The 25,025-nt window shown below is 60.7% G+C and carries 20 protein-coding genes; 15 read left to right on the top strand and 5 right to left on the bottom strand.

Going from position 1 to position 25,025, the window contains the following annotated elements; all coding sequences use genetic code 11:
- Positions 1–116 precede the first annotated feature (116 nt).
- The 4 genes from ACLH0H_RS11325 to ACLH0H_RS11310 all read left to right on the top strand — a co-directional run bounded on the left by ACLH0H_RS11325 (position 117) and on the right by ACLH0H_RS11310 (position 3,663).
- Entirely contained in the window at positions 117–1,061 is a 945-nt protein-coding gene (locus ACLH0H_RS11325; protein WP_411382060.1) for a choline ABC transporter substrate-binding protein, read from the top strand.
- Positions 1,062–1,147: 86 nt separating this feature from the next.
- On the top strand, positions 1,148–2,035 hold the full coding sequence (locus ACLH0H_RS11320) for a 3-keto-5-aminohexanoate cleavage protein (protein WP_411382059.1): 888 nt from the start codon (positions 1,148–1,150) through the stop codon (positions 2,033–2,035).
- An 81-nt stretch (positions 2,036–2,116) separates the two neighbouring features.
- Positions 2,117–3,082 (top strand): L-carnitine dehydrogenase, encoded by a 966-nt coding sequence (locus ACLH0H_RS11315; RefSeq protein WP_411382058.1) that lies wholly within the window; start codon positions 2,117–2,119, stop codon positions 3,080–3,082.
- 104 nt (positions 3,083–3,186) lie between these two features.
- On the top strand, positions 3,187–3,663 hold the full coding sequence (locus tag ACLH0H_RS11310) for a thioesterase family protein (RefSeq protein ID WP_411382057.1): 477 nt from the start codon (positions 3,187–3,189) through the stop codon (positions 3,661–3,663).
- Positions 3,664–3,766: 103 nt separating this feature from the next.
- Here the strand turns inward: ACLH0H_RS11310 and ACLH0H_RS11305 are convergent, their stop codons facing one another.
- Both ACLH0H_RS11305 and ACLH0H_RS11300 read right to left on the bottom strand, forming a co-directional pair.
- Positions 3,767–4,372, bottom strand: a complete 606-nt coding sequence (locus ACLH0H_RS11305; RefSeq protein WP_411382056.1) for a hypothetical protein — start codon at positions 4,370–4,372, stop codon at positions 3,767–3,769.
- Positions 4,372–5,658: an AAA family ATPase gene (locus tag ACLH0H_RS11300; protein ID WP_411382055.1), complete on the bottom strand. Its 1,287-nt coding sequence runs from the start codon at positions 5,656–5,658 to the stop codon at positions 4,372–4,374. Before ACLH0H_RS11300 ends, ACLH0H_RS11305 begins: the two co-directional genes overlap by 1 nt.
- 431 nt (positions 5,659–6,089) lie before the next feature.
- Between ACLH0H_RS11300 and ACLH0H_RS11295 the strand changes: the two genes are divergently transcribed.
- Positions 6,090–6,353: a hypothetical protein gene (locus ACLH0H_RS11295; RefSeq protein ID WP_076953226.1), complete on the top strand. Its 264-nt coding sequence runs from the start codon at positions 6,090–6,092 to the stop codon at positions 6,351–6,353.
- 127 nt (positions 6,354–6,480) lie between these two features.
- On the opposite strand, the gene ACLH0H_RS11290 is transcribed toward ACLH0H_RS11295, so the two are convergent.
- Both ACLH0H_RS11290 and ACLH0H_RS11285 read right to left on the bottom strand, forming a co-directional pair.
- Positions 6,481–7,584, bottom strand: coding sequence for a GlxA family transcriptional regulator (locus tag ACLH0H_RS11290; protein WP_076953225.1), 1,104 nt, complete (start codon positions 7,582–7,584; stop codon positions 6,481–6,483).
- Between the two features lie 536 nt (positions 7,585–8,120).
- Positions 8,121–9,497 (bottom strand): L-serine ammonia-lyase, encoded by a 1,377-nt coding sequence (locus ACLH0H_RS11285; protein WP_411382054.1) that lies wholly within the window; start codon positions 9,495–9,497, stop codon positions 8,121–8,123.
- Between the two features lie 481 nt (positions 9,498–9,978).
- Here ACLH0H_RS11285 and ACLH0H_RS11280 point away from each other — a divergent pair, with 481 nt between their 5' ends.
- From ACLH0H_RS11280 to choV, 3 genes are all read left to right on the top strand, one after another.
- Positions 9,979–10,926: a choline ABC transporter substrate-binding protein gene (locus tag ACLH0H_RS11280; RefSeq protein WP_411382053.1), complete on the top strand. Its 948-nt coding sequence runs from the start codon at positions 9,979–9,981 to the stop codon at positions 10,924–10,926.
- 69 nt (positions 10,927–10,995) lie between these two features.
- Entirely contained in the window at positions 10,996–11,841 is an 846-nt protein-coding gene (choW, locus tag ACLH0H_RS11275; protein WP_411382052.1) for a choline ABC transporter permease subunit, read from the top strand.
- Positions 11,838–13,016, top strand: a complete 1,179-nt coding sequence (gene choV, locus ACLH0H_RS11270) for a choline ABC transporter ATP-binding protein (RefSeq protein ID WP_076953222.1) — start codon at positions 11,838–11,840, stop codon at positions 13,014–13,016. The genes choW and choV overlap by 4 nt, the downstream gene beginning before the upstream one ends.
- 131 nt (positions 13,017–13,147) lie before the next feature.
- Here the strand turns inward: choV and ACLH0H_RS11265 are convergent, their stop codons facing one another.
- The gene (locus tag ACLH0H_RS11265; protein ID WP_231999011.1) at positions 13,148–15,082 is read right to left on the bottom strand and encodes a BCCT family transporter; all 1,935 of its coding nucleotides are present in this window, start codon (positions 15,080–15,082) and stop codon (positions 13,148–13,150) included.
- A 388-nt stretch (positions 15,083–15,470) separates the two neighbouring features.
- On the opposite strand from ACLH0H_RS11265, the gene betI reads away from it, so the two are divergent.
- The 7 genes from betI (at position 15,471) to mdtD (ending at position 24,944) form a co-directional block, all read left to right on the top strand.
- Positions 15,471–16,064 carry a transcriptional regulator BetI gene (betI, locus tag ACLH0H_RS11260; protein ID WP_076953220.1) on the top strand — a complete coding sequence of 198 codons (594 nt, stop codon included), beginning with the start codon at positions 15,471–15,473 and terminating at the stop codon, positions 16,062–16,064.
- A gap of 61 nt (positions 16,065–16,125) precedes the next feature.
- Positions 16,126–17,598: a betaine-aldehyde dehydrogenase gene (betB, locus tag ACLH0H_RS11255; RefSeq protein ID WP_411382051.1), complete on the top strand. Its 1,473-nt coding sequence runs from the start codon at positions 16,126–16,128 to the stop codon at positions 17,596–17,598.
- Between the two features lie 156 nt (positions 17,599–17,754).
- Complete coding sequence (gene betA, locus ACLH0H_RS11250) at positions 17,755–19,458, top strand: choline dehydrogenase (RefSeq protein WP_411382050.1); 1,704 nt, start codon at positions 17,755–17,757, stop codon at positions 19,456–19,458.
- A 166-nt stretch (positions 19,459–19,624) separates the two neighbouring features.
- Complete coding sequence (locus ACLH0H_RS11245) at positions 19,625–21,067, top strand: TldD/PmbA family protein (protein ID WP_411382049.1); 1,443 nt, start codon at positions 19,625–19,627, stop codon at positions 21,065–21,067.
- Entirely contained in the window at positions 21,067–22,383 is a 1,317-nt protein-coding gene (locus tag ACLH0H_RS11240; RefSeq protein ID WP_411382048.1) for a TldD/PmbA family protein, read from the top strand. Before ACLH0H_RS11245 ends, ACLH0H_RS11240 begins: the two co-directional genes overlap by 1 nt.
- A 247-nt stretch (positions 22,384–22,630) precedes the next feature.
- Entirely contained in the window at positions 22,631–23,479 is an 849-nt protein-coding gene (locus ACLH0H_RS11235; protein ID WP_411382047.1) for an alpha/beta fold hydrolase, read from the top strand.
- A gap of 37 nt (positions 23,480–23,516) precedes the next feature.
- Complete coding sequence (gene mdtD, locus ACLH0H_RS11230) at positions 23,517–24,944, top strand: multidrug transporter subunit MdtD (RefSeq protein ID WP_411382046.1); 1,428 nt, start codon at positions 23,517–23,519, stop codon at positions 24,942–24,944.
- Positions 24,945–25,025 lie beyond the last annotated feature (81 nt).

The following is a 25,025-nucleotide window of genomic DNA, read 5'->3' as shown; positions in this document are numbered from 1 at the left end:
GCAGTGCAAGAGTGGGTCGCCGCCGTGCGCTTTACCGCCCCCCAAGCTGCGTAACGTGATCCCACGGCGCACAAAGACGCCGGACCCCACAATAACGACCTGCCGAGGGATCCACCATGAACCGACTGATCAGCCGCAGCGTGCTTGCACTCAGCATCAGCGCTATTTTGAGCACCCACGTCATGGCAGCGGATGCCGCTTCATGCCAGAACGTACGCCTGGGTGTGGTGAACTGGACCGACGTCATCGCCACCAGTGCCATGGCCCAGGTGCTGCTCGACGGCATCGGCTACAAGACCAAACAGACCAGCGCATCCCAGCAAATCATCTTTGCCGGCATTCGTGACCAGCGCCTGGACCTGTTCCTGGGCTACTGGAACCCGCTGATGACCCAGACCATCACGCCGTTCGTCGACGCCAAGCAAGTCAAAGTCCTCGACAAACCCAGCCTGGAAGACGCCCGCGCCACCCTCGCCGTGCCGACTTACCTGGCGGACAAGGGCCTGAAAACCTTCGCGGATATCGCCAAATTCGAAAAAGAACTGGGAGGTAAAATCTACGGCATCGAGCCAGGCTCGGGCGCCAACACCCAGATCAAGGCGATGATCGCCAAGAACCAGTTCGGCCTGGGCAAATTCCAGCTGGTGGAGTCCAGTGAAGCCGCCATGCTCTCCGCGGTCGACCGTGCGGTTCGGCGCAAGGAGCCGGTGGTGTTCTTCGGCTGGGCGCCGCACCCGATGAACGTCAACGTCGCCATGACCTACCTCACCGGCAGCGAAGACGCCCTGGGCCCGAACGAGGGCAAGGCGACCGTGTGGACAGTCACCGCGCCGACCTACGCAGCACAATGCCCCAACGTGCACAAATTGCTGACCAATCTCACCTTCACCGCCGCCGACGAGAGCCGAATGATGCAGCCCTTGCTGGATCACAAGGATCCTATCGAGTCGGCCAAGCAGTGGCTCAAGGATCACCCCCAAGACCAGGCTCGCTGGCTGGACGGTATGACCACCTTCGACGGCAAGCCGGCTGCGGCAAATATCCAACTGACCAGCAAATAACCTTATTTAAATCACCGCTTCGCAGCCCCGACCGGCTGCGAACGGCATCACCACGCCCTTGAATCATGCCCGTAAGGAACCGCCCCATGAACCACGACGTCATCATCACCTGCGCACTCACCGGTGCTGGCGACACGACCAGCCGAAGCCCGCACGTGCCGGTCACTCCCAAACAAATCGCCGCCGCCGCAGTGGAAGCCGCCAAGGCCGGCGCCACGGTGGTGCATTGCCATGTGCGTGACCCCGAAACCGGCAAGTTCAGCCGCGACGTGGCGCTGTACCGCGAGGTGATGGAGCGCATCCGCGAAGCGGACATCGACATCATCGTCAACCTGACCGCCGGCATGGGCGGCGACCTGGAGATCGGTGGCGGCGAGAACCCGATGGCCTTCGGTCCCAACACCGATCTGGTCGGCCCGTTGACCCGCCTGGCCCACGTGGAAGAGCTGTTGCCGGAAATCTGCACCCTGGATTGCGGCACGCTGAACTTCGGCGATGGCGACACCATTTACGTGTCCACCCCCGCGCAACTGCGGGCTGGCGCCAAGCGCATCCAGGAGTTGGGCGTAAAGGCCGAGCTGGAAATTTTCGACACCGGCCACCTGTGGTTCGCCAAGCAGATGATCAAGGAAGGCCTGCTGGACGACCCGCTGTTCCAACTGTGCCTGGGCATCCCCTGGGGGGCGCCGGCCGACACCACCACCATGAAAGCCATGGTCGACAACCTGCCCGCCGGCGCTGTGTGGGCCGGCTTCGGCATCGGCCGCATGCAAATGCCGATGGCGGCGCAAGCCGTGCTGCTGGGCGGCAACGTGCGGGTTGGCCTGGAAGACAACCTGTGGCTGGACAAGGGTGTGCTGGCGACCAACGGCCAACTGGTGGAGCGCGCCAGTGAAATCCTCAGCCGATTGGGTGCGCGGGTCATGACCCCGGCGGAAGGCCGAATCAAGATGGGCCTGACCAAGCGCGGCTGACCCACTGCCGAAACCGGATCAAAACTGTGGGAGCGGGCTTGCTCGCACAGGGGTTCATCACATTATTCAGGATCGTCGCCAATGAGCTTTATCACCGAAATCAAAACCTTCGCCGCCCTTGGCAGCGGTGTCATCGGCAGTGGCTGGGTGTCCCGTGCCCTGGCCCATGGCCTGGATGTGGTCGCCTGGGACCCGGCGCCTGGCGCCGAAGCCGCGCTGCGCAAACGCGTCGCCAATGCCTGGGGCGCCCTGGAGAAACAGGGCCTTGCAACGGGCGCCTCACAGGACCGCTTGCGCTTTGTCGCAACCATTGAGGAATGTGTGAAGGACGCCGACTTCATCCAGGAAAGCGCCCCGGAACGCCTGGAGCTGAAACTGGAACTGCACAGCAAAATCAGCGCCGCAGCCAAGCCCAATGCGCTGATTGGCTCGAGTACCTCGGGCCTGCTGCCAAGCGAATTCTATGAGGGCTCGACCCACCCGGAACGCTGCGTGGTCGGTCACCCATTCAACCCGGTTTACCTGTTGCCGCTGGTGGAAGTAGTCGGCGGTAAAAACACCGCGCCGGAGGCGATCCAGGCGGCGATCAAGGTGTATCAATCCTTGGGCATGCGCCCGCTGCATGTGCGCAAGGAAGTGCCGGGTTTTATCGCCGACCGCCTGCTGGAAGCGCTGTGGCGTGAGGCGCTGCATCTGGTGAATGACGGCGTGGCGACCACCGGTGAAATCGATGATGCCATCCGCTTCGGCGCAGGCCTGCGATGGTCGTTCATGGGCACCTTCCTGACCTACACCCTGGCAGGGGGCGATGCCGGAATGCGACATTTCATGGCCCAGTTCGGCCCCGCGCTGCAGCTGCCGTGGACCTATTTGCCAGCACCGGAGCTGACCGACAAGTTGATTGATGATGTGGTGGAGGGGACAAGCGATCAACTGGGCAAGCACAGCATTTCGGCGCTGGAGCGCTATCGTGATGATTGCTTGCTGGCGGTGCTTGAGGCTGTGAAGGTGACTAAAGCCAAACACGGCATGAGCTTCGCCGAATAACCCTGTGGGAGCTGGCTTGCCTGCGATAGCGGTGGTGAATCCTGCATCGCCATCGCAGGCAAGCCAGCTCCCACAGTTGACCGAGTATTCCAGGAATCCAAGTCATGCCTGCACTGACGACCTATACAACGAGCATCCAACCCGACTGGGTCGACTACAACGGCCATCTGCGCGATGCGTTCTACCTGTTGATCTTCAGCTACGCCACCGATGCGCTGATGGACAGGCTTGGCCTGGACAGCGAAAACCGCGAAGCCAGCGGCCATTCACTGTTCACCCTGGAACTGCACCTGAACTACCTGCACGAAGTGAAGCTCGGTGCCGACGTCGAGGTGCACACCCAACTGATTGCTTTTGATGCCAAGCGCCTGCACCTTTATCACAGCCTGCATCTAGTCGGTGATGAAAAGGCATTGGCCGGCAACGAACAGATGTTGCTGCACGTCGACCTCGCCGGGCCGCGTTCGGCGCCGTTCAGCGAGGCTACTATGGAAAAAATCATCGCCCTTAACGCGCAGCAGTTTGACCTGCTCCGCCCTGCACTCCTTGGCCGAGTGATTGGGTTGCCGCCAAAAAAATAAGAAGACACAACCTGTAAACCGCTAGTGGCGCTACATCGACAGGGATCAATTGCTATCGCGAACCCTGGTGCTTCAGCGCAAAGGTAAGAATTACCGAGATCGTTTACTGATGTTCCGGCGCTGGCAAATCAGCCGCTTCCAGAGCCTGTTTCTTTTCTACTGCGGCAGCAATGAGGGGAGCCATTTCACGGAGCATATCTATATCTTTGTTCTTCTCGTAAAGGCTCAGCCATTTGCGTCGAGGCCTTAGTATTCGTTCATCATCCCTGAGCGGTAGCTTTTTGAGGGTGTTTTCGGCTCGTTCTTTAAACGTCTCAGGTACCGCGTCAGTCAGGACGAGTTGGAGAGAGGGCAAACTGATCTCAAACCACCCCTCCTGAACTTCGAAGGGGTCCAATAAATCAGCAGCCACCTGCTTACTTTTAGAACTGTTGATCCATCCATCAATAAATCGGTAGTTCGACCACTCATAGGCGAGGGATGAGTCTTCGTTGAAACTGACGCCGTGATCGACTGTACCGCTGGGAATATACATCGCAGCATAGCCACATCGATCATCAAATCCATCAGCGAGCGCATGCCTGAAAGGAGACCACAAGTCTCTCGGCCGCTCGGCTGTCGGATTTTCCTTCAACCAGACCTCGCCTGGCTTTCGACACTTTTCGTCAAACTTTTCAGGCTCAGGAATAGGATTCAAAACCGGCGTCATTACTTTTTCCCTTCGGACGTTTTTTCAGGTTTTCCTTGAGACACTATCCAACGCGGCCAAAAGTCATCAAGGCCAGGCAACACACGAACCAGCTCTTGATGAATAGCTGATTGCGTTGCCAAGTGTTCTGGCAACCCGTCCTTATCATCACGCATCCAAGCTTCGGCGGCCTCGATAGCTTCCTCTGCGGCGACTGAGCGCGCCTGCTGCAAACCAAAAACATCCGACACCAACCAATTCACCACATCGCCCTGCTTGGACCACACTTCCTTAGTGACCTTGGCCTGTCCGTCTTCCAAATGGATGTTGAAAACCGCATCTTTTTCTTCAATAAACTCAGGCTCGGCAGAAGCCAAGACCAATGGGGAGTGAGTGGCCACAATCAGTTGTACGGCCACCTTCTCTTGCGTCATCTCCTCTACCACTTTCAGCAATGCAGGGACGATTCGACGCTGCCATTGAGGATGCAAATGGCACTCGACTTCGTCGATTAGAAAGATGATCTCTTTGGCGGGGTTAACTTTTCGCTGCTTGCATGCTCGTTTATGGCCGTTCCAGGTCCAAACAATCATGTAGGCCAATGCAGCAATTCGACGCATACCTGCAGAAGCATGAACCAGCGGGACGTCAAGGCCATAAGACATTCGCAATGTCGGGTATTCGGTCTCATCCAGAGGTCCAATATGACAAGGTTCCCCCGGCGATAGCTTCTCGATACCCGACGGAGACAGTGCATCCAGTGCCACCGTCAACTCCTTGAAAGAGGAGTCACCTGTGGTCCGCTGCCATCGCACCCAATCATGAATCAAGCCATTGCAGATATTGGTGCCCTTTTCGGACACAGCGCCTTTCCATACCTCATCAGGAGAAAAGTTAAAGGCCCGGATTTTCTCTTCAGTTCCCGCCTGTTGATCAGTCCAATAGTTACGCGCGGGATCCCAAGCAGAAAAACTACCATCGACTCCCGCATAAATAACGATGCCGGGGATAGATGGACGAGCCTTCGGCTGGCGCCATACACCGTCCTTGAACTGAACCTCACCGGCTTTGTCCCCAGCCGTAACCTTACTAAACGCAAACTCAATACTGGCCGAACTCGACGACTCTCTAGGAATAGCCTCTGACCCACGCGCCCATGTCCGGGTCAGCGCCCACCAGGCAGCATCCAGCAGGAAGCTTTTACCGAGACCGTTGTCACCCGTGATGAAATTGAGGCGAGGTGCGAACTCAACCGGGCCAAACTTTTCAGCAGGGCCGACACCTTTGAGAGACAAGAGCTTTAGCATTGCATTACCTTCTGATTTGCCTGAAAGCCTGGGCTGAGTTAAGCGCCAACAGGGCGAGTACAAGTCCCGGAGTGTAAACCGCTTATAGGCATTGTGTGCGTTTGAACTGTGGCAATGCTAATGCCAAACAATAATGGTAGCCATCCCATGCCCATCAAACCCCTTAATGGAATACCCAAAACAAAAAAGCCCCGACCAGCCGTGACTGGATCGGGGCGCAAGTGCCTTGTGTGGGCGGTACATCTCGAGGGTGACCAAACCGTCAAGCTGTGTGCCTGGGTTCAGTGTGCCGGTTACTGCAGTAAGCAAATGGCTCGAAAACGACACGTTCATAGCCATCCGAGGCATCGGCGCATTCTGCCCTTGCCGACTGTTTGGGCGACTACCAGAATCAAGGTCAAACCCCGCTCCACTCACCAGGATTAAACGTCATGATGCACGCGGATTTGATTGACCAGGACGACCTGCTTAGCCAGTTGCGCTCACTGGGTTTCGAGGTCTCCAGCGGCGCCACCGCCGAACAGGCTTGCGAGTGTGCAGTGCGCGGCTTGAGCGCGGCGCGGGCCAAGGCGCTCAAGGGCATGGTTGAGCAGATGTACACCGGCAGCGCGACGATTTTGCCGGCGGTGAGGCAGGCGATCGATAAGCAGTTGTTGCCGGCCCTGATGCAGTTCAAGCAGAACTCCGGCGCCTGACAAACACCATTCCTGTAGGAGCGAGCTTGCTCGCGAAATCGTCAACGATAACGGGGGGCATCTGACCCCCCCCAGTGGTCTTGAGTTTTCGCGAGCAAGCTCGCTCCTACAGTGAGCTGCGTCGGATTTAGAGCCGTACGCTGGCGAACGTTGACTCATTGCGCGCCTGGCTCAACGCCGACATCGGCCCCGACAACGGTGACAACACCAGCGCCTGCGGAATCGGCATCATCGCCACCTGCTGCGTGGTATTGGAGCCAACGCGCTCATCCCGTGGCGGAATGCCGAAGTATTCGCGGTAGCACTTGGAAAAGTGCGGGGTGGACACGAAGCCACACACCGACGCCACTTCGATGATCGACATCGGCGTTTGCTTGAGCAACTGCCGCGCGCGGATCAGGCGCAGCTTGAGGTAGTAGCGCGACGGCGAGCAGTGCAGGTATTTCTGGAACAAGCGCTCCAACTGGCGGCGGGACACGGCGACATACACCGCCAGCTCATCCAGGTCGATCGGCTCTTCCAGGTTGGCTTCCATCAGCGCGACGATTTCCTGCAGCTTCGGCTGGTTGGTGCCCAGCATATGCTTGAGCGGCACACGCTGGTGGTCCTGTTCGTTGCGGATGCGTTCGTACACAAACATTTCGGAGATAGCGGCCGACAGTTCACGGCCGTGATCGCGGCTGATCAAGTGCAGCATCATGTCCAGCGGCGCGGTGCCGCCGGAACTGGTGAAGCGGTTGCGGTCGAGGGTGAACAGGCGTGTGCTCATGGCCACGCGGGGGAAGGCTTCCTGCATCGAGGCCAGGCATTCCCAGTGCACGCTGCAATCAAAGCCATCGAGCAGACCGGCGCAGGCCAGGGCCCAACTGCCGGTGCACACCGCACCCAGGCGGCGTGACTGGCGCGCCTGGCTTTGCAGCCAGGACACATGCTCGCGGGTCACGGTACGCTGGATACCCACGCCGCCGCACACGATCACCGTGTCCAGGGCCGGGGCTTTTTGCATGGCCGCATCGGGAGTGATTTGCAGGCCGTCGCTGGCCCACACCTGGTTGCCGTCGACGCTTAGGGTCGTCCAACGATACAGCTCGCGGCCGGAAAGCTGGTTGGCCATGCGCAGCGGTTCGACTGCCGACGCCAGGGAAATCAGCGTGAAATTGTCCAGCAGCAAAAAGCCGATGGATTGAGGCGCACGGTTCTGGGGTTGGGCCCCGGCGTTGGACGACGTCATCGCAGTATCTCCTCACACAAAGCGGGTGATGGCCTCAGGCGAGGCTCTTGTTATTGCGCTCTCGCTACAGCAAGGCGAGAGGCTTTGAATTGATAGAGCAAATGCCGTGCCTGAATTTGAATGGCCATCCAATAAATCCTAAAAACGACCTCCTGACGTGTCTAAACAAGCCCGCGCCGGAGGTAGGGATATGGCCGGAATTGTCCGTAGGAACGGGCCTGCCCGAGAGGTGTGAGCAGATCGGTAGCACTTGTGGGAAGGGGCTTTGAGGGGGTGGGAAAAGTCTGTCACCGCAGGCGCGGGGGACGGGAGGTCAGGCGGGAAATCGTTCGCAAGCTACTTATCTGTTTGCGACGCGCTAAAAGGTGGCGGTTTTGGCTCAGGGTGATCACTTTGTGAGCAGTGTTGCCTGGACTATCGCTTTCGCGAGCAAGCCCGCTCCCACATTCGACTGTGTTTCCTCAGGATATATGCAGTCAACTGTGGGAGCGGCGGTGCGACGATTCGACTTGCTCGCGAATGAAGACGACTCGGTTTCAGCACTCTACCGCGCTGACCGCCAACCCACCCCGCGATGTTTCCTTGTATTTGTCATGCATATCCGCCCCGGTATCGCGCATGGTGCGGATCACCCGGTCCAGCGAGATAAAGTGCTGGCCGTCACCCCGCAACGCCATCTGGGCGGCATTGATCGCCTTCACCGCCGCAATCGCATTGCGCTCGATGCACGGCACCTGCACCAGCCCGCCGACCGGGTCGCAGGTCAGGCCTAGGTTGTGCTCCAGGCCGATCTCGGCGGCGTTGCACAGTTGCTCCGGGGTGGCACCGAGGATTTCGGCCAGTCCGGCCGCCGCCATGGCGCATGCGGAACCCACCTCGCCCTGGCAGCCGACTTCGGCACCGGAGATCGACGCGTTCTTCTTGCACAGGATCCCCACCGCCGCCGCGCTGAGCAGGTAGTCGACCACGTTGGCCTCGGTGACGTCCTCGCTGAATTTCATAAAGTAATGCAGCACCGCCGGAATAATCCCCGCCGCGCCATTGGTAGGTGCGGTGACCATGCGCCCGCCAGCGGCGTTCTCTTCGTTGACCGCCAGGGCGAACAGGTTCACCCACTCCATGGCGCTCAAGGTCGAGCCGATCACATTCGGCTTGCCCAACTCAAGCAGGCTACGGTGCAACTTGGCCGCGCGACGACGCACGTTCAAGCCGCCAGGCAGGATGCCTTCGTGCTTGAGCCCTTGCTCGACACAGGCTTGCATGGCGCGCCAGAGCTTCATCAGGCCACTGCGGATTTCCTCTTCGGAGCGCCAGACCTTTTCGTTGGCCAGCATCAACTCGGCCACGCGCAGGTTGTGGGTCTTGCACAACTGCAACAGCTCTACCGCGCTGGAAAAATCATAAGGCAACTCGGTGCGGTCCATATCTGCCACACCGCTTTCGGCCTGGGCTTGATCCACCACAAAGCCACCACCGACGGAGTAGTAGGTGTCACGGTGCAATTCGCCCTCATCCCCCCACACCACCAGGGTCATGGCGTTGGGATGGAACGGCAGGTTTTCGTCGAGCAGGCGCATGTCCCGGGCCCAGACGAAAGGCACCGGCAAACGCCCGTCCAGCAGCAAGGTATCGGTCTCGCGCAGGGTGTGAATGCGCACGCCGATTTGCGACGGGTCAATCGCGTCCGGCCACTCGCCCATCAGGCCCATGATGGTGGCGGTGTCGCTGCCGTGGCCGATGCCGGTGGCCGACAAAGAGCCGTACAGCTGAACTTCGACGCGCCGAACCTGTTCCAACAGTTCGCGTTCACGCAATGCTTGGACGAACAACGCCGCGGCGCGCATGGGGCCGACGGTGTGAGAACTCGAAGGCCCGATGCCGATCTTGAACAGGTCGAAAACGCTGATAGCCATTGCGGTAGAACTCCTCGATAAGCACGGCCAGGCTTGAACGAGGTGCTACGCTCAGATCGCCCAGATGGCGGCATCATCCGGCTTTTCCCCGCCGTCACGGCGTCTCACACCGACGCAACCATGCTCACGAGCGTCGCTTGCGTGCGAACGGCTCGGTCACTGTAGGAGCGAGCTTGCTCGCGAAAAGCGTATCGGCAACGCGGACCACCTGATAGCGCTGCGTTATCGTTGACGACCTTCGCGAGCAAGCTCGCTCCTACGTTTTGCCTGAGGAAAAATCTGTAAGCGACGTCACCGACACTGGATACGACCATCCCTGTACTGGATACGACGCCCCCTGTAGGCGTCAGATTTTCACTGGTACATGATCAGTCTCGACTCGTTTGCAAGGCACCGTGCCATTCGCTTCATCGCACGCACCAACCGCAACCTCTATAAAGCGCGGCGAAGGCCGCCAGAAAAAACACAGGAGTCTACCCCGATGAAAGGTTCACCCTCGTTGTTGTTGGCCGCCATGCTGAGTCTGCCCGTCATGGCGCACGCTGCAGAACCGGAACAGTGCAAGACCGTCAACTTCTCCGATGTCGGCTGGACCGACATCACCGTCACGACCGCGACCACCAGCGAAGTCCTCAAGGGCCTGGGCTACAAGCCGCGCACCACGATGATTTCGGTACCGGTGACCTACAAGTCACTGGCCGACGGCAAGAACATGGACATCTTCCTCGGCAACTGGATGCCGACCATGGAAAACGACATCAAGCAGTACCGTGATGCCGGCACCGTGGAAACCGTGCGCGCCAACCTGGAGAACGCCAAATACACCCTGGCGGTCCCGCAGGCGCTGTACGACAAAGGCCTGAAGGACTTCGCCGACATCGCCAAATTCAAGGATGAGCTGGGCGGCAAGATCTACGGCATCGAACCGGGCAATGATGGCAACCGCACCATCCAGACCTTGATCGACAAAGACGCCTTCGGCCTCAAGACCGCCGGTTTCAAAGTGGTCGAGTCCAGCGAAGCCGGCATGCTTTCCCAGGTCGAGCGCGCCACCAAGCGCGACCAGGCCATCGTGTTCCTCGGCTGGGAACCGCACCCGATGAACACGCGCTTCAAGATGAAATACCTGACCGGGGGCGACGATTCGTTCGGCCCCAACTACGGCCAGGCCACCATCTACACCAACACCCGCAAGGGCTACACCCAGGAATGCAGCAACGTTGGCCAACTGCTGAAGAACCTGTCGTTCACCCTGAACATGGAAAGCACCCTGATGGGTAATGTGCTGGACGACAAGATGAAACCCGACGCCGCCGCCAAGGCTTGGCTGAAGAAGAACCCGCAAGTACTCGACACCTGGCTCGCCGGTGTCACCACCGTCGATGGCAAACCCGGCCTCGACGCCGTCAAGGCTTACCTCGCCAAGTAACCCCCGCTGACCCCGGGGCGGTGCGCTGCCCCGGGATGTATTCCCCTTCGCATGTGGACACTCACTACCATGCTGACTGAACAGAAAATCCCACTAGGCCAGTACATCGCTGCCTTCGTCGAATGGTTGACCCAGAACGGTGCCAACTACTTCGATGCAATCGCATCGACACTGGAAACGATGATCCACGGCGTGACGTTTGCGCTGACCTGGTTCAATCCGCTGGCATTGATCGGTCTGATTGCGCTGCTGGCTCACTTCATCCAACGTAAATGGGGACTGACTGTTTTTGTCATCGCCTCCTTCCTGCTGATCCTTAACCTCGGGTACTGGCAGGAAACCATGGAGACCCTGGCGCAGGTGCTGTTCGCCACCCTGGTCTGCGTGGTCATCGGCGTGCCGCTGGGCATTGTTGCCGCGCACAAACCGATGTTCTACACCATGATGCAGCCGGTGCTCGACCTGATGCAGACCGTACCGACCTTCGTCTACCTCATCCCTACCCTGACCCTCTTCGGGCTGGGTGTGGTGCCCGGGCTGATTTCAACGGTGGTGTTCGCGATTGCCGCGCCGATCCGCCTGACCTACCTGGGTATCCGCGATGTCCCGCAAGAATTGATGGACGCAGGCAAGGCCTTTGGCTGCTCGCGCCGTCAGTTGCTCTCGCGCATTGAACTGCCTCACGCCATGCCGAGCATTGCCGCCGGCATTACCCAATGCATCATGCTGTCGTTGTCGATGGTGGTAATCGCGGCCCTGGTGGGCGCGGACGGCCTCGGCAAACCGGTGGTCAACGCACTGAACACCGCCGACATCGCCCTGGGCTTTGAAGCTGGCCTTGCGATCGTGCTGCTGGCCATCATGCTCGACCGCATCTGCAAACAACCCGACGCTAAAGTAGGGGGTGATGCATGAGCATTATCCGATTCGACAATGTCGACGTGATCTTTTCCAAAGACCCACGCGAAGCGCTCAAGCTGCTGGACCAGGGGATGAGCCGCAATGAAATCCTGAAAAAGACCGGCCAGATCGTCGGCGTGGAAAAAGCCAGCCTGGATGTCGAGAAAGGCGAGATCTGCGTGCTGATGGGCCTGTCGGGCTCCGGCAAATCCAGCTTGCTGCGCTGCATCAATGGCCTCAATACCGTGAGCCGTGGCCAGTTGTTCGTGGAGCATGAAGGTCGCCAGATCGACATCGCGTCCTGCACGCCGGCCGAGCTGAAAATGATGCGCACCAAGCGTATCGCCATGGTGTTCCAGAAGTTTGCCCTGATGCCTTGGCTGACGGTGCGCGAAAACATCAGCTTTGGCCTGGAAATGCAGGGCCGCCCGGAAAAAGACCGGCGCAAACTGGTGGATGAAAAACTCGAGCTGGTGGGCCTGACCCAATGGCGCAACAAGAAGCCGGACGAACTCTCCGGCGGCATGCAGCAGCGCGTCGGCCTGGCCCGTGCGTTGGCGATGGACGCCGATATCCTGCTGATGGACGAACCCTTCTCCGCCCTCGACCCGCTGATTCGCCAAGGCCTGCAGGATGAACTGCTGGAACTGCAGCGCAAGCTGAGCAAGACCATCGTGTTCGTGAGCCATGACCTCGACGAGGCGCTGAAACTCGGCAGCCGTATCGCGATCATGAAAGACGGCAAGATCATCCAGTACAGCGTGCCGGAAGAAATCGTGCTGAACCCGGCGGACGATTATGTGCGCACCTTCGTTGCCCACACCAACCCGCTGAACGTGCTGTGCGGCCGCAGCCTGATGCGCACCCTGGACAACTGCACGCGGGTGAACGGTTCGGTGTGCCTGGACCCGGGCGGCGATTCGTGGCTGGACCTGGCCGAAGGCAACACCATCAAGGGCGCGCGTCAGAACGGCGTGGCGATGAACCTGCAGAACTGGGCACCGGGGCAAGCGGTGGAAGGTCTGGGTCGGGTGCCGACGCTGGTGGACTCCAATATCGGCATGCGCGATGCGTTGCAGATTCGTTACCAGACCGGCAACAAGCTGGTGTTGCATGATAACAACCAAGTGGTGGGAATCCTGGGGGACAGCGAGCTCTACCATGCCTTGCTAGGCAAGAACCTGGGCTAAGACACCACTTGATCGTTCCCACGCTCCGCGTGGGAATGCCGCCTTGGACGCTCCGCGTCCGCTGTTGAAGTCCTGACGCGGAGCGTCACAGGATGCGTTCCCACGCGGAGCGTTGGAACGATCTGAAGTGACTAGCTATAAACCCGGCCAAGGAGCTGCCGATGGCTTTCAAACTGATCGAGCACATCCCGCGTGATCTGCTCCTGAGTGAAGCCCATCAGGTCGTATTCCTGAGCACCGTTGTGCAGGTAGACCTCGGCACGGTAGTAACGCGTGCGCTCTTCTTCGGGCAGGTCGCTCGGCGCCGACGAGTAGGCATCCAGGCTCACTTCGTAGACAAACGGGTTGCCCTCCTCCCTCTCGATCCGTACACCGATGCAGCGCTTGGATTTGCCGAGCAAGGTCTGCACGTGCAAGCCCTGCTCACGCAACGCAGACGCGGCTTCTTCCAGCGCCGGCGTGACGTGCTTGTCCATGAAACGCTGCACGGTGCCCTGGCTCGGTTGCAGGTCCAGCGCGGTCAAGCGCTCGCTGAAACCACGACGGCCGCGCTCGGCCAATTGCGCCTGCTCCTGTTCGATCGCCATGTCCTGGCGCATCGCCTTGTGCAAACCGAACATAAACAGCACCAGCACCACCGAGAACGGCAGCCCCGCCAGCACCACCATGGTCTGCATGGCCTCGAAGTTACCCGCGAACAGCAAGCCGATGGTCACCAGGGTGATCACCGCCGACCAGAAGATCCGCAGCCAATGCGGCGCATCTTCGTCCACATTGCCGCCTTTGCAGGAAAGGTTGGCCATCATCACCGCGCCGGAATCCGCAGGCGTCAGGAACAGCACGAAGCCCACAAAGATCGACACACCAATGACGATTTTCGACGCAGGGTAATATTCCAGCAGTTGGTAGATGGCCATGGATGGCTGTTCCAGGGCGGTCTTGCCCAACTCCACCGCACCGTGGTTCAACACCAGGTCCAGGGCCGAGTTGCCGAAGATCGACAACCACGCCAGAGTAAAGCCCAGCGGGATCAGCAACACGCCCGCCACCAGTTCACGCACCGTGCGACCACGGGAAATACGCGCAATGAACATGCCCACGAATGGCGCCCAGGAAATCCACCAGGCCCAGTAAAACAGGGTCCACAGGCCCATCCAGCGCTCGGTCTTATCGGCGTCGCCTTCGTACACATAGAGGTCGAAGGTTTTCAGGATGATGCCATTGAGGTAGTCACCGGTGTTCTGCACCAGACCGTTGAGCAAATGCAGGGTCGGGCCGAACAACAGCACGAAGATCAGCAAGCCGCTGAACAGCACGATATTGAGATTGGACAGGCGGCGGATGCCGTTCTCCACGCCCGACACCGCCGCGATGGTCGCCACGGTGCTCATCACGATGATCACGATCAGCAGGTTGGTGTTGCTGTGCTGCATGCCGAACAGGTTTTCCAGCCCGGACGAGACCTGCATCGAGCCGATCCCCAGGTTGGTCACCAGGCCCAGCAGGGTCACGAACATACCGAAGCCATCCACCGCATGGCCGGCCGCGCCTTTCACCCAGCGCTCGCCCACCAGCGGGTACAGCGCCGAGCGCAAGGCAAGCGGCTGGTTATGGCGGTACGCAAAGTACGCCACGGCCAGGCCGACCAGGGCATAGATCGCCCAGCCGTGCAGGCCCCAATGCAGGAAGGTCAATTGCAGCGCCTGGCGTGCGGCGCCATTGCTGGCGGCTGCGCCTTCGGGCGGGTTGAAGTAGTGGTCCAAGGGCTCGGAGGCGCCAAAGTACAGCAGCGAGATGCCGATACCCGAGGAGAACAACATGCCGGCCCAGGCGCCGTAGCTGAAGTCCGGGGTGTCGTCTTTGCTGCCCAGTTTCAATTTGCCGTAGGACGAAAACGCCAGGCCGACCACGAACACGAGGTAGGCGGCGATGACCACCATGTAGTACCAGCCAAAGCTTTTCGACAGCCAGGCCTGGGCGACGCCGAGCATGCGCCCGGCCTCCTGCGGGGCGATGATCAGGATGGCGGTCAACAACAGAATCAATGCGGTGGAGGTGTAGAACACCCAACCGTTGACCCGCACCTTTTCCGGCGGGGTCTTTATAAGAGAGGCAGAACTCATGGCGCAGATGCTCCGGGCAGTGCGAGAGAGAAACACAAGGCAACGGTTATCCCGGGACATCGATTTTTCGGCAGTCGACGGACGGGTGTTATAAAGACACCCCGAAAATCCCGGACCCGCCGAAGCATTGGTCACGCCCTGATACGGCCTGTTTCAGGGGTTTTCGCAGGTGTCAGCGGTCGCGGCTCTCAGGTAGGAAATATCTGTAGGCAGCGACCATTTGTCGCAGAGCTTATTCTTTGTTGATTGAACGTTCAATCAAAACAAAATAGACTGGCCTTCAAGCCGATGGACGTGATCGCCCGTCGGCAGGCCTAAGGAGAGGTGCTACATGCCCAAGGTCGGTATGCAACCCATACGCCGCCAGCAGTTGATCGAAGCCACGATGACGGCCATTGATCAAGTCGGAATGGGAGATGCCAGCATTGCGCTGATCGCCCGTTTGGCAGGCGTCTCGAACGGCATCATCAGTCACTACTTTCGGGACAAGAACGGCCTGATCGCGGCAACGATGCAGTACTTGATGAGCGTGCTGATGGAAAACATCCACGCACGTCGACAAGCGTTGAAGGATGACAGCCCGCGCGCCCACCTCCAGGTGATCGTCGCCGGCAACTTCGACGCCAGCCAGGTCAACGGCCCGGCAATGAAAACCTGGCTGGCCTTCTGGGCCTCCAGCATGCACCACCCGTCTTTGCACCGGTTGCAGCGGATCAACGATCAACGTCTGTATTCCAACCTGTGCTGCCAGTTCCGCCGTGCGCTGCCATTGCCCGAAGCACGCAGCGCAGCCCGAGGGCTGGCGGCCCTGATCGACGGTTTGTGGTTGCGCGGTGCTCTGTCGGGAGACGCTTTCGACACGGAGCAGGCGCAACGCATTGCGCACGAATACATGGATTTCCAATTGGCCAAGCAGGTGAGTTAGAGCACCGATAACCGCTCAACTCCCGAACCGCGCCAACCACTTATGCACTTGCGAGGACTTTATGGCCCGTTTCGAACTGCAAAAACTCTACATTGACGGCGGCTACAGCGACGCTGGCAGCGATGCCACCTTCGAAGCTATCAACCCGGCTAACGGTGAAGTTCTCGCCCAAGTGCAACGCGCAACGAAGGAAGACGTTGAGCGCGCCGTGGTCAGCGCCGAAAAAGGCCAGAAAATCTGGGCCGCCATGACCGCCATGGAGCGTTCGCGCATCCTGCGTCGCGCCGTCGACATCCTGCGTGAGCGCAACGATGAACTGGCCGCCCTGGAAACCCTCGACACCGGCAAATCCTTCTCCGAAACCAAGTACGTCGACATCGTCACCGGCGCTGATGTACTCGAATACTACGCAGGCCTGGTGCCGGCCATCGAGGGCGAGCAGATCCCGCTGCGCGACACCTCGTTTGTCTATACCCGCCGCGAGCCGCTGGGCGTGGTCGCCGGTATCGGCGCGTGGAACTACCCGATCCAGATCGCTCTGTGGAAGTCCGCACCGGCCCTGGCAGCGGGTAACGCGATGATCTTCAAACCGAGCGAAGTCACTTCGCTGACCACTCTGAAACTGGCCGAGATCTACACCGAAGCCGGCGTTCCAGCCGGTGTGTTCAACGTACTGACCGGCAGCGGCCGTGAAGTCGGCACCTGGCTGACCGAACACCCGCGCATCGAGAAAGTCTCGTTCACCGGCGGCACCGACACCGGCAAGAAAGTCATGGCCAGCGCGTCCAGCTCGTCGCTCAAGGAAGTGACCATGGAACTGGGCGGCAAGTCGCCGCTGATCGTGTTCGAAGACGCCGACCTGGACCGTGCCGCGGATATCGCGATGATGGCCAACTTCTACAGCTCCGGCCAGGTCTGCACCAACGGCACTCGCGTGTTCGTGCCCAAGCACCTGCAAACGGCGTTCGAAGCCAAGATACTTGAACGTGTTGCGCGCATCCGTGTGGGTGACCCGCAGGACGACAATACCAACTTCGGCCCGCTGGTGAGCTTCGCCCACATGGAAAGCGTGCTGGGCTACATCGCCAAGGGTAAAGAGCAAGGCGCGCGCCTGCTGTGCGGCGGCGACCGCCTGACCGACGGCGAACTGACCAAAGGCGCCTACGTGGCCCCGACGGTGTTCACCGACTGCACCGATGACATGGTGATCGTGCGTGAAGAAATCTTCGGCCCGGTGATGAGCATCCTCACCTATGAAACCGAGGAAGAAGTGATCCGCCGCGCCAACGACACCGACTTCGGCCTGGCCGCCGGCCTGGTAACCAAGGACCTGAACCGCGCCCACCGCGTGATTCATCAGTTGGAAGCGGGTATCTGCTGGATCAACGCCTGGGGCGAGTCCGACGCCAAGATGCCGGTCGGCGGCTACAAGCAATCCGGTGTCGGCCGTGAGAACGGGATCAGCTCGCTCAACAACTTCACCCGCATCAAGTCGGTACAGGTCGAACTGGGCGACTACGCCTCGGTGTTCTAAATCCCCGAGCTGTTTATTGCCCGCGAGGCCGCCATCGCGGGCAAGCCCGGCTCCCACATCTGACTGTGTGAACCCGATCAAATGTGGGAGCTGGCTTGCCTGCGATAAGTGCAAAGCACTCGCCTGACCAGACCATCTCCAAAGAGGGTGCATTCAATGTCCCAAGAATACGATTACATCATTGTGGGTGCCGGCTCCGCCGGTAACACCCTGGCGACCCGTCTGACCGAAGACGAAGGCGTCACCGTTTTGCTGCTTGAAGCCGGCGGCCCTGACTACCGCCTGGACTTCCGTACCCAGATGCCGGCCGCCCTGGCGTTCCCGCTGCAAGGCCGCCGCTACAACTGGGCCTACGAAACCGATCCGGAGCCACACATGGACGGCCGCCGCATGGAATGTGGTCGCGGCAAGGGCCTGGGTGGTTCTTCGCTGATCAACGGCATGTGTTACATCCGCGGCAACGCCATGGACTACGACAACTGGTCGAAACTGCCGGGCCTGGAAGACTGGACCTACCTGGACTGCCTGCCGTACTTCCGCAAGGCCGAAAGCCGCGACATCGGCCCGAACGACTGGCACGGCGGCGATGGCCCGGTCAGCGTGACCACGCCCAAGGCCGGCAACAACCCGCTGTTCCACGCCATGGTCGAAGCCGGCGTGCAAGCCGGTTACCCGCGCACGGAAGATTTGAACGGTTACCAGCAGGAAGGCTTCGGCCCGATGGACCGTACCGTCACGCCGAACGGCCGTCGCGCCAGCACCGCACGCGGTTACCTGGACACGGCTAAAAAGCGTTCTACCCTGACCATCGTCACCCACGCCCTCACCGACAAAGTACTGTTCGAAGGCAAGCGTGCCGTTGGCGTTCGTTACCTGATCGGCGCCGCCGAGGAGCGTGTTGAAGCCCGCGCCCGTAAAGAAGTGCTGGTGTGCAGCGGCGCCATTGCCTCGCCGCAATTGCTGCAACGTTCCGGCGTCGGTCCGGCGAAACTGCTGGAAAGCCTCGACATCCCGGTGGTCCACGACCTGCCAGGCGTCGGTGAAAACCTGCAGGATCACCTTGAGCTGTACCTGCAATATGCGTGCACCCAACCGGTGTCGCTGTACCCTTCGCTGCTCTGGTACAACCAGCCTGCGATTGGTGCCGAATGGCTGTTCAACGGCACCGGCATCGGCGCCAGCAACCAGTTCGAAGCAGGCGGGTTTATCCGTACCCGTGAAGAATTCGAATGGCCGAACATCCAGTACCACTTCCTGCCGGTAGCGATTAACTACAACGGCAGCAACGGTGTGAAAGAGCACGGTTTCCAGGCGCACATGGGCTCCATGCGTTCGCCGAGCCGTGGTCGCGTGCAATTGACGTCGAAGAACCCACGGGACTACCCGAGCATCCTCTTCAATTACATGGCCACCGAGCAGGACTGGCAGGAGTTCCGCGACGGCATCCGCCTGACCCGTGAAATCATGCAACAGCCGGCGCTGGACCCGTACCGTGGCCGCGAAATCAGCCCTGGCATCGAAGTGCAAACCGATGAGCAGCTCGACCAGTTCATCCGCGAGCACGCCGAAACCGCATTCCACCCGTCGTGCTCGTGCAAGATGGGCACCGACGAGATGGCAGTGGTCGATGGCGAAGGCCGCGTGCATGGCATGCAGGGCCTGCGCGTGGTGGATGCCTCGATCATGCCGATCATCACCACCGGCAACCTGAACGCGCCGACGATCATGATCGCCGAGAAAATCGCCGACAAGATTCGTGGCCGCAAGCCACTGCCGCGCAGCACCGCCGACTACTACGTGGCGGGCGATGCGCCGGTGCGGGGCAAGCCGCTGCGTGAAGTGGGGCCTGCTGCGCAGTAACCCGCAACTGATCGTTCCCACGCTCCGCGTGGGAATGCATCCTGTGACGCTCCGCGTCACGACCTCAAGAGCAGACGCAGAGCGTCCAGGGCGGCATTCCCACGCGGAGCGTGGGAACGATCACTTGTGCTAGCCTCAACGGCTGCGTTGCCCTCAGGAGGTCCCGATGTTCGATGCCCACCCGCTGCTCAAACAGCACTTCAGTGCCCTGCGCACCCACGCCGACTTCTTCTCGCTGCGCTACGTCCGTGAATCCGGCCAATACCTGGCCGTACGCAAGAACGTTGCCGAACCGCCGCACCTGAACCACGACGAAGGCGCCATGCTCACCGTGCGTCTCAATGGCGTGGAGGCTTACGCCGCGACCAACGATATTTCCTTGCCTGGCCTGCAAGCCGCCCTTGAGCGCGCCGAACGGCAAGCCCGGCAGATCCTGCCCCACGCCCTGCTCGACCTGCGCGACCAGCACGTCTCCAGCGATGTGGCCGACTACCTGTCACCCGACCTCGACCAGCCTTTCCCGTCCCTGAGTGACTGCTACCAGTTGCTCGGCGATGAATCCGCCGCCGTCCCCAAGGACGAGCGCCTGGTGAACTGGGAAGTCAGCCTGGGCCTGACCCACGTCGAGCAGATCTACCTCAACAGTGCCGGCGCCGAACTGCGCCAGGCCCAGCGTTTTGTGTTCCCGGGCGTGAATGTCACGGCCTTCGATGGCAACGACAGCCAGACGCGCACCTTCGGCGGCACCAACTTCGGCCAGCAAGGCGGGCTGGGCGTGATCAGCCGCTTCGGCCTGGTCGGCGCCGCGCCGCGCATCGCCGACGAAGCCCTGCAATTGCTGCTGGCGCCGAACACGCCCCAGGGTCCGCGCGACCTGTTGTTGATGCCCGACCAGATGATCCTGCAAATCCATGAGTCCATCGGCCACCCGCTGGAGCTGGACCGCATCCTCGGTGACGAGCGCAACTACGCCGGCACCAGCTTTGTGAAGGCCAGCGACTTCGGCCACCTGCAATACGGCTCCGAGCTGCTCAACGTGACCTTCGACCCGGACATCCCCGAACAGCTCGCCAGCTACAGCCATGACGACGACGGCAGCCGCGCCAGCAAACAGTTCCTGATCCGCGAAGGGTTGCTGCTCAGGCCGCTGGGCGGAGCGCTGTCGCAATTTCGCGCGGGCATGCAAGGCGTGGCCAACAGCCGCGCCAGCAGTTGGAACCGCGCGCCCATCGACCGCATGGCCAACCTGAATATCGAGGCCGGCGACAAATCCCTGGTCGAGCTGATCGGTGGCATCGAACACGGCGTGCTGATGTCGACCAACCGTTCGTGGTCCATCGACGATGCGCGCAACAAGTTCCAGTTCGGCTGCGAATGGGGCCAGTTGATCGAAAACGGCGAACTCAAGGGCGTGGTGAAAAACCCCAACTACCGGGCGATTTCCGCACAATTCTGGCGCAAGCTCAGCGCCGTCGGCGATGCCAGTACCTTCCAGGTGTTGGGCACGCCGAACTGCGGCAAAGGCGAGCCCAACCAGGTGATCCGTGTCGGCCATGCGTCGCCGGCCTGTGTGTTCAGTGATGTCGACGTTTTCGGGGGAGATGCCTGATGGATGATTTCAAGGCACTGGTGCAATGGCTCAAGCAGGCCATCACCGACAAGGAGCAATTTCACCTCGGCTACGCGGCGGAAGCGTCCGAGTTCGTGCGTTTCAACCACGCCAAGGTGCGCCAGGCCGGGCAAGTGCAGCAAGCCAGCCTCAACTTCAAGCTGATCAACGACGGCCGCCATGCCGACCTCGCCATCACCCTGGCCGGTGAGCCGGAGCTGGACCGTCAGCGCCTCGCCAATGGCCTGCAACAGCTGCGCGAAACCTTGCCGTTGCTGCCCCCGGATCCCTACCTGCTGCTGAACCACAACGCCTGGCAAAGCCACAATGAACAGGCCCGGCCGCTGCCGGAACTGGCCCAGGTGCTGGATGACATCAGCCAGGCCGCGGACGGCGTTGACCTGGTCGGCATTTACGCCGCAGGTCCCATCAGCCGTGGTTTTGCCAGTTCGAACGGCGCCTTCGGCTGGCACCAGGCCAACAGCTTCAACTTCGATTTCAGCCTGTTCCACGCCAATGGCGAAGCGGTCAAGGCCAGCTACGCCGGGCACACCTGGGACAGCGCCGAGTTCGCCCGGCGCTTCCAACAGGCCCGCGAGCAACTTCAATTCCTGGGCCGCCCGCTGCATGCCCTTGCGCCCGGACAGTACCGCGCCTACCTGGCCCCGGCGGCGCTGGAAGAAATCATCAGCATCATCACCTGGGGTGGGTTTTCCGCCCAGGCCATCGCCAGCAAAGGCAGTTCGCTGCAAAAGCTGTACGCCGGTGAACAGTCCCTGAGCCCGCTGGTGAGGGTCGACGAACATGTCAGCGGTTCCCTCAGCCAGGCGTTCTCCAGCGAAGGTTATCCACGCGGTGACGTCACGCTGATCAATGCAGGCAAGGCTGAAGGCCGGTTGATCAACTCGCGCAGCGCCGCCGAATACGGATTGAGCACCAACGGCGCGAGCAGCGACGAGTCCCCCAGCGCGCTGCAAATGGCCGCAGGTACGCTGGCCCAGGCCGATATCCTCAAGCAGTTGGGCACTGGGTTGTACATCAGCAACCTGTGGTACCTGAACTACTCCGACCTGCCGGCGGCGCGCCTGACCGGTATGACACGCTTCGCCACGTTCTGGGTGGAAGACGGCGAGATCAAGGCGCCGGTCAGCACCATGCGCTTTGATGACAGTGTCTACAGCCTGCTCGGTTCGCAGTTGGAGGCACTGACCGCTGATCGGGAATTGCTGCTGTCGGCCAGTACTTACGGCCAGCGCAATACGGCTTCCAATCTGTTGCCGGGTGCTCTGGTCAAACGCCTGACCCTGACCTTATAGACACCACTGATCCCCCCTGTGGGAGCGGGCTTGCTCGCGAAGACGTCGGCCCAGCAAACATTGATGTTGACTGACCCACCGCTTTCGCGAGCAAGCCCGCTCCCACAGGGGTTCAGTGTTGGTTTCAGACGCCTGGTTTCCCCTCGTCCTACCGCCCATTCCCACCTTGCATACAACTTGTTGTCGTCCATAAAAAACCTCGCTATAACGGTTAGTGGCAGACCGCCAGCCGACAGGAACTATCGCGATGAATCAGGGAAGTTTCGTCCTGCACAAGCTGTTCAAGCACTACAACGTCCATGTCGAACAACTCGGTCACGACCCGCAACGCAAAACGGTGCTGATGGTCAACGGTGCGCTGTCCACCACGCGCTCCTTCGCCCGCACCAGCAAATGCCTGGCCGAGCACTTCAATGTGCTGCTGTTCGACCTGCCGTTCTCCGGCTACTCCCGCGAGCACAACGCTGACCTGGATTTGGTGACCAAGGACGACGAGGTACAGATCCTGCGCGCCCTGGTCGAGCGCTTCCAGGTCAACCACCTGGTGTCGGCTTCGTGGGGCGGTATCTCCACGCTGCTGACCCTGGCCCACAACCCGCCTTCCATCGAGAGTTCAGTGGTGATGGCCCTGGCGCCCAACCTCAACCAGGCGATGCTCGACTATGTGGAGCGCGTGCGCGTGCTGATCGAGGCGGATGACAAGTCCGCCGTCGGCCACTTGCTCAATGAGACCGTGGGCAAATACTTGTCGCCCCGGCTCAAGCGCAACAACCATCGGCATTTGTCGAGCATGGCCACCACCGAATACCGCCAGGCGCGCTTTCATATCCACCAAGTGCTGGCACTGGGCGATGGCAACTACCTGCCGGCGCTGCGGCAGATTGAAACACCGGTGCACTTCCTCAACGGCGCCCTGGACGAGTACACCCCCGCCGCCGACGCGCAGCTGTTCAAGCACTACGTAGGTCGCAGCAGCTTTGCCGTGGCCGAACATACGGGCCACTTGCTTGACCTTGAATCCAGCGAAGCCGCCGTGGCGGTACACCGTGAACTGCTGGATTTCCTGGTGGGAAAAGGCGCGACGAATGACGCATAATCGCCAACACATAGGCTGCTAACAAATAGGTTTTTCCATGCCGAACCGCGTCCCGCTCGATGCCAAGACCGCCCGCTGGCTCCCCTGGGTGGTCGCGATTGCCTTCTTCATGCAGTCGCTGGACGGGACGATCCTGAACACGGCACTGCCGGCCATGGCCCGGGACCTTGCGGAAAACCCGCTGCGCATGCAGGGGGTGGTCATCGCCTACATGCTCACCGTTGCGCTGCTGATCCCGGCCTCGGGCTGGATCGCCGACCGTTTCGGCACCAAGAAAATCTTCTTTGGCGCAATCATGCTGTTCAGCATTGGCTCGCTGCTGTGCGCGTTGTCCAGCAGCTTGAGCATGCTGGTGGGCGCACGGGTGATCCAGGGCCTGGGCGGCGCGCTGATGCTGCCGGTCGGGCGGCTGGTGGTGTTACGCGCGTATCCCCGTTCCGAACTGGTGCGCATCATGGGTTTCATCACCATCCCCGGCCTGCTCGGCCCATTGCTTGGCCCGACGATGGGCGGCTGGATGGTGCAATACCTGACCTGGCACTGGATCTTTTTGCTCAACCTACCGGTGGGCATGATCGGCTGCTACGCCGTGTGGAAATTCATCCCCGACCTGCGCGGCAGCGAGCGCACACGCTTTGACGGGGTCGGCTTCCTGCTGTTCGGCGCGGCGATGGTGCTGATCACCATCGCCATGGAAGGCCTGGGCGAGCTGCACCTGCCGCACCTGCGAGTGATGTTGCTGCTGTTCGGCGGGCTGGCGTGCCTGGCGGCGTATTGGTTGCGCGCCGGGCATATCGACCATGCGTTGTTCTCGCCGGTGCTGTTCAAGACGCGCACCTTTGCGGTCGGCATCCTGGGCAACCTGTTTGCGCGACTGGGCAGCGGTGCCCTGCCGTTCCTGGTGCCGCTGCTGTTGCAGGTGGCCCTGGGCTATTCGCCGTCCCAAGCCGGGATGAGCATGCTGCCCCTGGCGGCGGCGGCGATGGTGGCCAAGTCCATCGCGCGGCCGCTGATCGAACGCCTGGGCTACCGTGTCGTGCTGACCGGTAACACCCTGGCGCTGGGCCTGATGCTGGCGAGCATGGGGCTGGTCACGGAGCAGACGCCCTACCCGCTGCTATTGGCCATGCTGGCGGTGCTGGGGGCGATCAACTCGCTGCAATTTACGGCGATGAATACCGTCACCCTGATCGACCTCGACGACGCCCAGGCCAGCAGCGGCAACAGCTTGCTGTCGGTGGTGGCGCAGTTGTCGCTGAGCCTCGGCGTGGCGTGCGCCGGTGCTCTGCTCGGTGGGTTTACCGCCGAGACCGGCAACGATGGGGTGGAAAGCGTGCTCGGCGCGTTCCAACTGACCTTTCTCACCGTGGGCATCATGGCGATGCTGGCGGCGGCGATCTTCCTGCAACTGTCGCCAAAAGACGGTAAACGCGTGGTCAACCCGGAGCAGCATATCGAGCACTGACCGGCTTCTCGTCTAGAACTTGCAGGGAAATTCCCACGGGACTGGTACACTGCGCGACATTTTGTTTTGCAGAGCCAGTCC

Source organism: Pseudomonas sp. MPB26 (assembly GCF_046605355.1).
Taxonomy (GTDB): domain Bacteria; phylum Pseudomonadota; class Gammaproteobacteria; order Pseudomonadales; family Pseudomonadaceae; genus Aquipseudomonas; species Aquipseudomonas cedrina.
Note: the sequence above shows the minus strand (reverse complement) of the source record. Positions and strands in the feature narration are given on the sequence as shown.

Excerpts from the sequence above, each read along its gene's own strand:
- ACLH0H_RS11325 (WP_411382060.1), top strand. The coding sequence starts at position 117 with ATGAACCGACTGATCAGCCGCAGCGTGCTTGCACTCAGCATCAGCGCT.
- ACLH0H_RS11320 (WP_411382059.1), top strand. The coding sequence starts at position 1,148 with ATGAACCACGACGTCATCATCACCTGCGCACTCACCGGTGCTGGCGAC.
- ACLH0H_RS11315 (WP_411382058.1), top strand. The coding sequence starts at position 2,117 with ATGAGCTTTATCACCGAAATCAAAACCTTCGCCGCCCTTGGCAGCGGT.
- ACLH0H_RS11310 (WP_411382057.1), top strand. The coding sequence starts at position 3,187 with ATGCCTGCACTGACGACCTATACAACGAGCATCCAACCCGACTGGGTC.
- ACLH0H_RS11305 (WP_411382056.1), bottom strand. The coding sequence starts at position 4,372 with ATGACGCCGGTTTTGAATCCTATTCCTGAGCCTGAAAAGTTTGACGAA.
- ACLH0H_RS11300 (WP_411382055.1), bottom strand. The coding sequence starts at position 5,658 with ATGCTAAAGCTCTTGTCTCTCAAAGGTGTCGGCCCTGCTGAAAAGTTT.
- ACLH0H_RS11295 (WP_076953226.1), top strand. The coding sequence starts at position 6,090 with ATGATGCACGCGGATTTGATTGACCAGGACGACCTGCTTAGCCAGTTG.
- ACLH0H_RS11290 (WP_076953225.1), bottom strand. The coding sequence starts at position 7,584 with ATGACGTCGTCCAACGCCGGGGCCCAACCCCAGAACCGTGCGCCTCAA.
- ACLH0H_RS11285 (WP_411382054.1), bottom strand. The coding sequence starts at position 9,497 with ATGGCTATCAGCGTTTTCGACCTGTTCAAGATCGGCATCGGGCCTTCG.
- ACLH0H_RS11280 (WP_411382053.1), top strand. The coding sequence starts at position 9,979 with ATGAAAGGTTCACCCTCGTTGTTGTTGGCCGCCATGCTGAGTCTGCCC.
- choW (WP_411382052.1), top strand. The coding sequence starts at position 10,996 with ATGCTGACTGAACAGAAAATCCCACTAGGCCAGTACATCGCTGCCTTC.
- choV (WP_076953222.1), top strand. The coding sequence starts at position 11,838 with ATGAGCATTATCCGATTCGACAATGTCGACGTGATCTTTTCCAAAGAC.
- betI (WP_076953220.1), top strand. The coding sequence starts at position 15,471 with ATGCCCAAGGTCGGTATGCAACCCATACGCCGCCAGCAGTTGATCGAA.
- betB (WP_411382051.1), top strand. The coding sequence starts at position 16,126 with ATGGCCCGTTTCGAACTGCAAAAACTCTACATTGACGGCGGCTACAGC.
- betA (WP_411382050.1), top strand. The coding sequence starts at position 17,755 with ATGTCCCAAGAATACGATTACATCATTGTGGGTGCCGGCTCCGCCGGT.
- ACLH0H_RS11245 (WP_411382049.1), top strand. The coding sequence starts at position 19,625 with ATGTTCGATGCCCACCCGCTGCTCAAACAGCACTTCAGTGCCCTGCGC.
- ACLH0H_RS11240 (WP_411382048.1), top strand. The coding sequence starts at position 21,067 with ATGGATGATTTCAAGGCACTGGTGCAATGGCTCAAGCAGGCCATCACC.
- ACLH0H_RS11235 (WP_411382047.1), top strand. The coding sequence starts at position 22,631 with ATGAATCAGGGAAGTTTCGTCCTGCACAAGCTGTTCAAGCACTACAAC.
- mdtD (WP_411382046.1), top strand. The coding sequence starts at position 23,517 with ATGCCGAACCGCGTCCCGCTCGATGCCAAGACCGCCCGCTGGCTCCCC.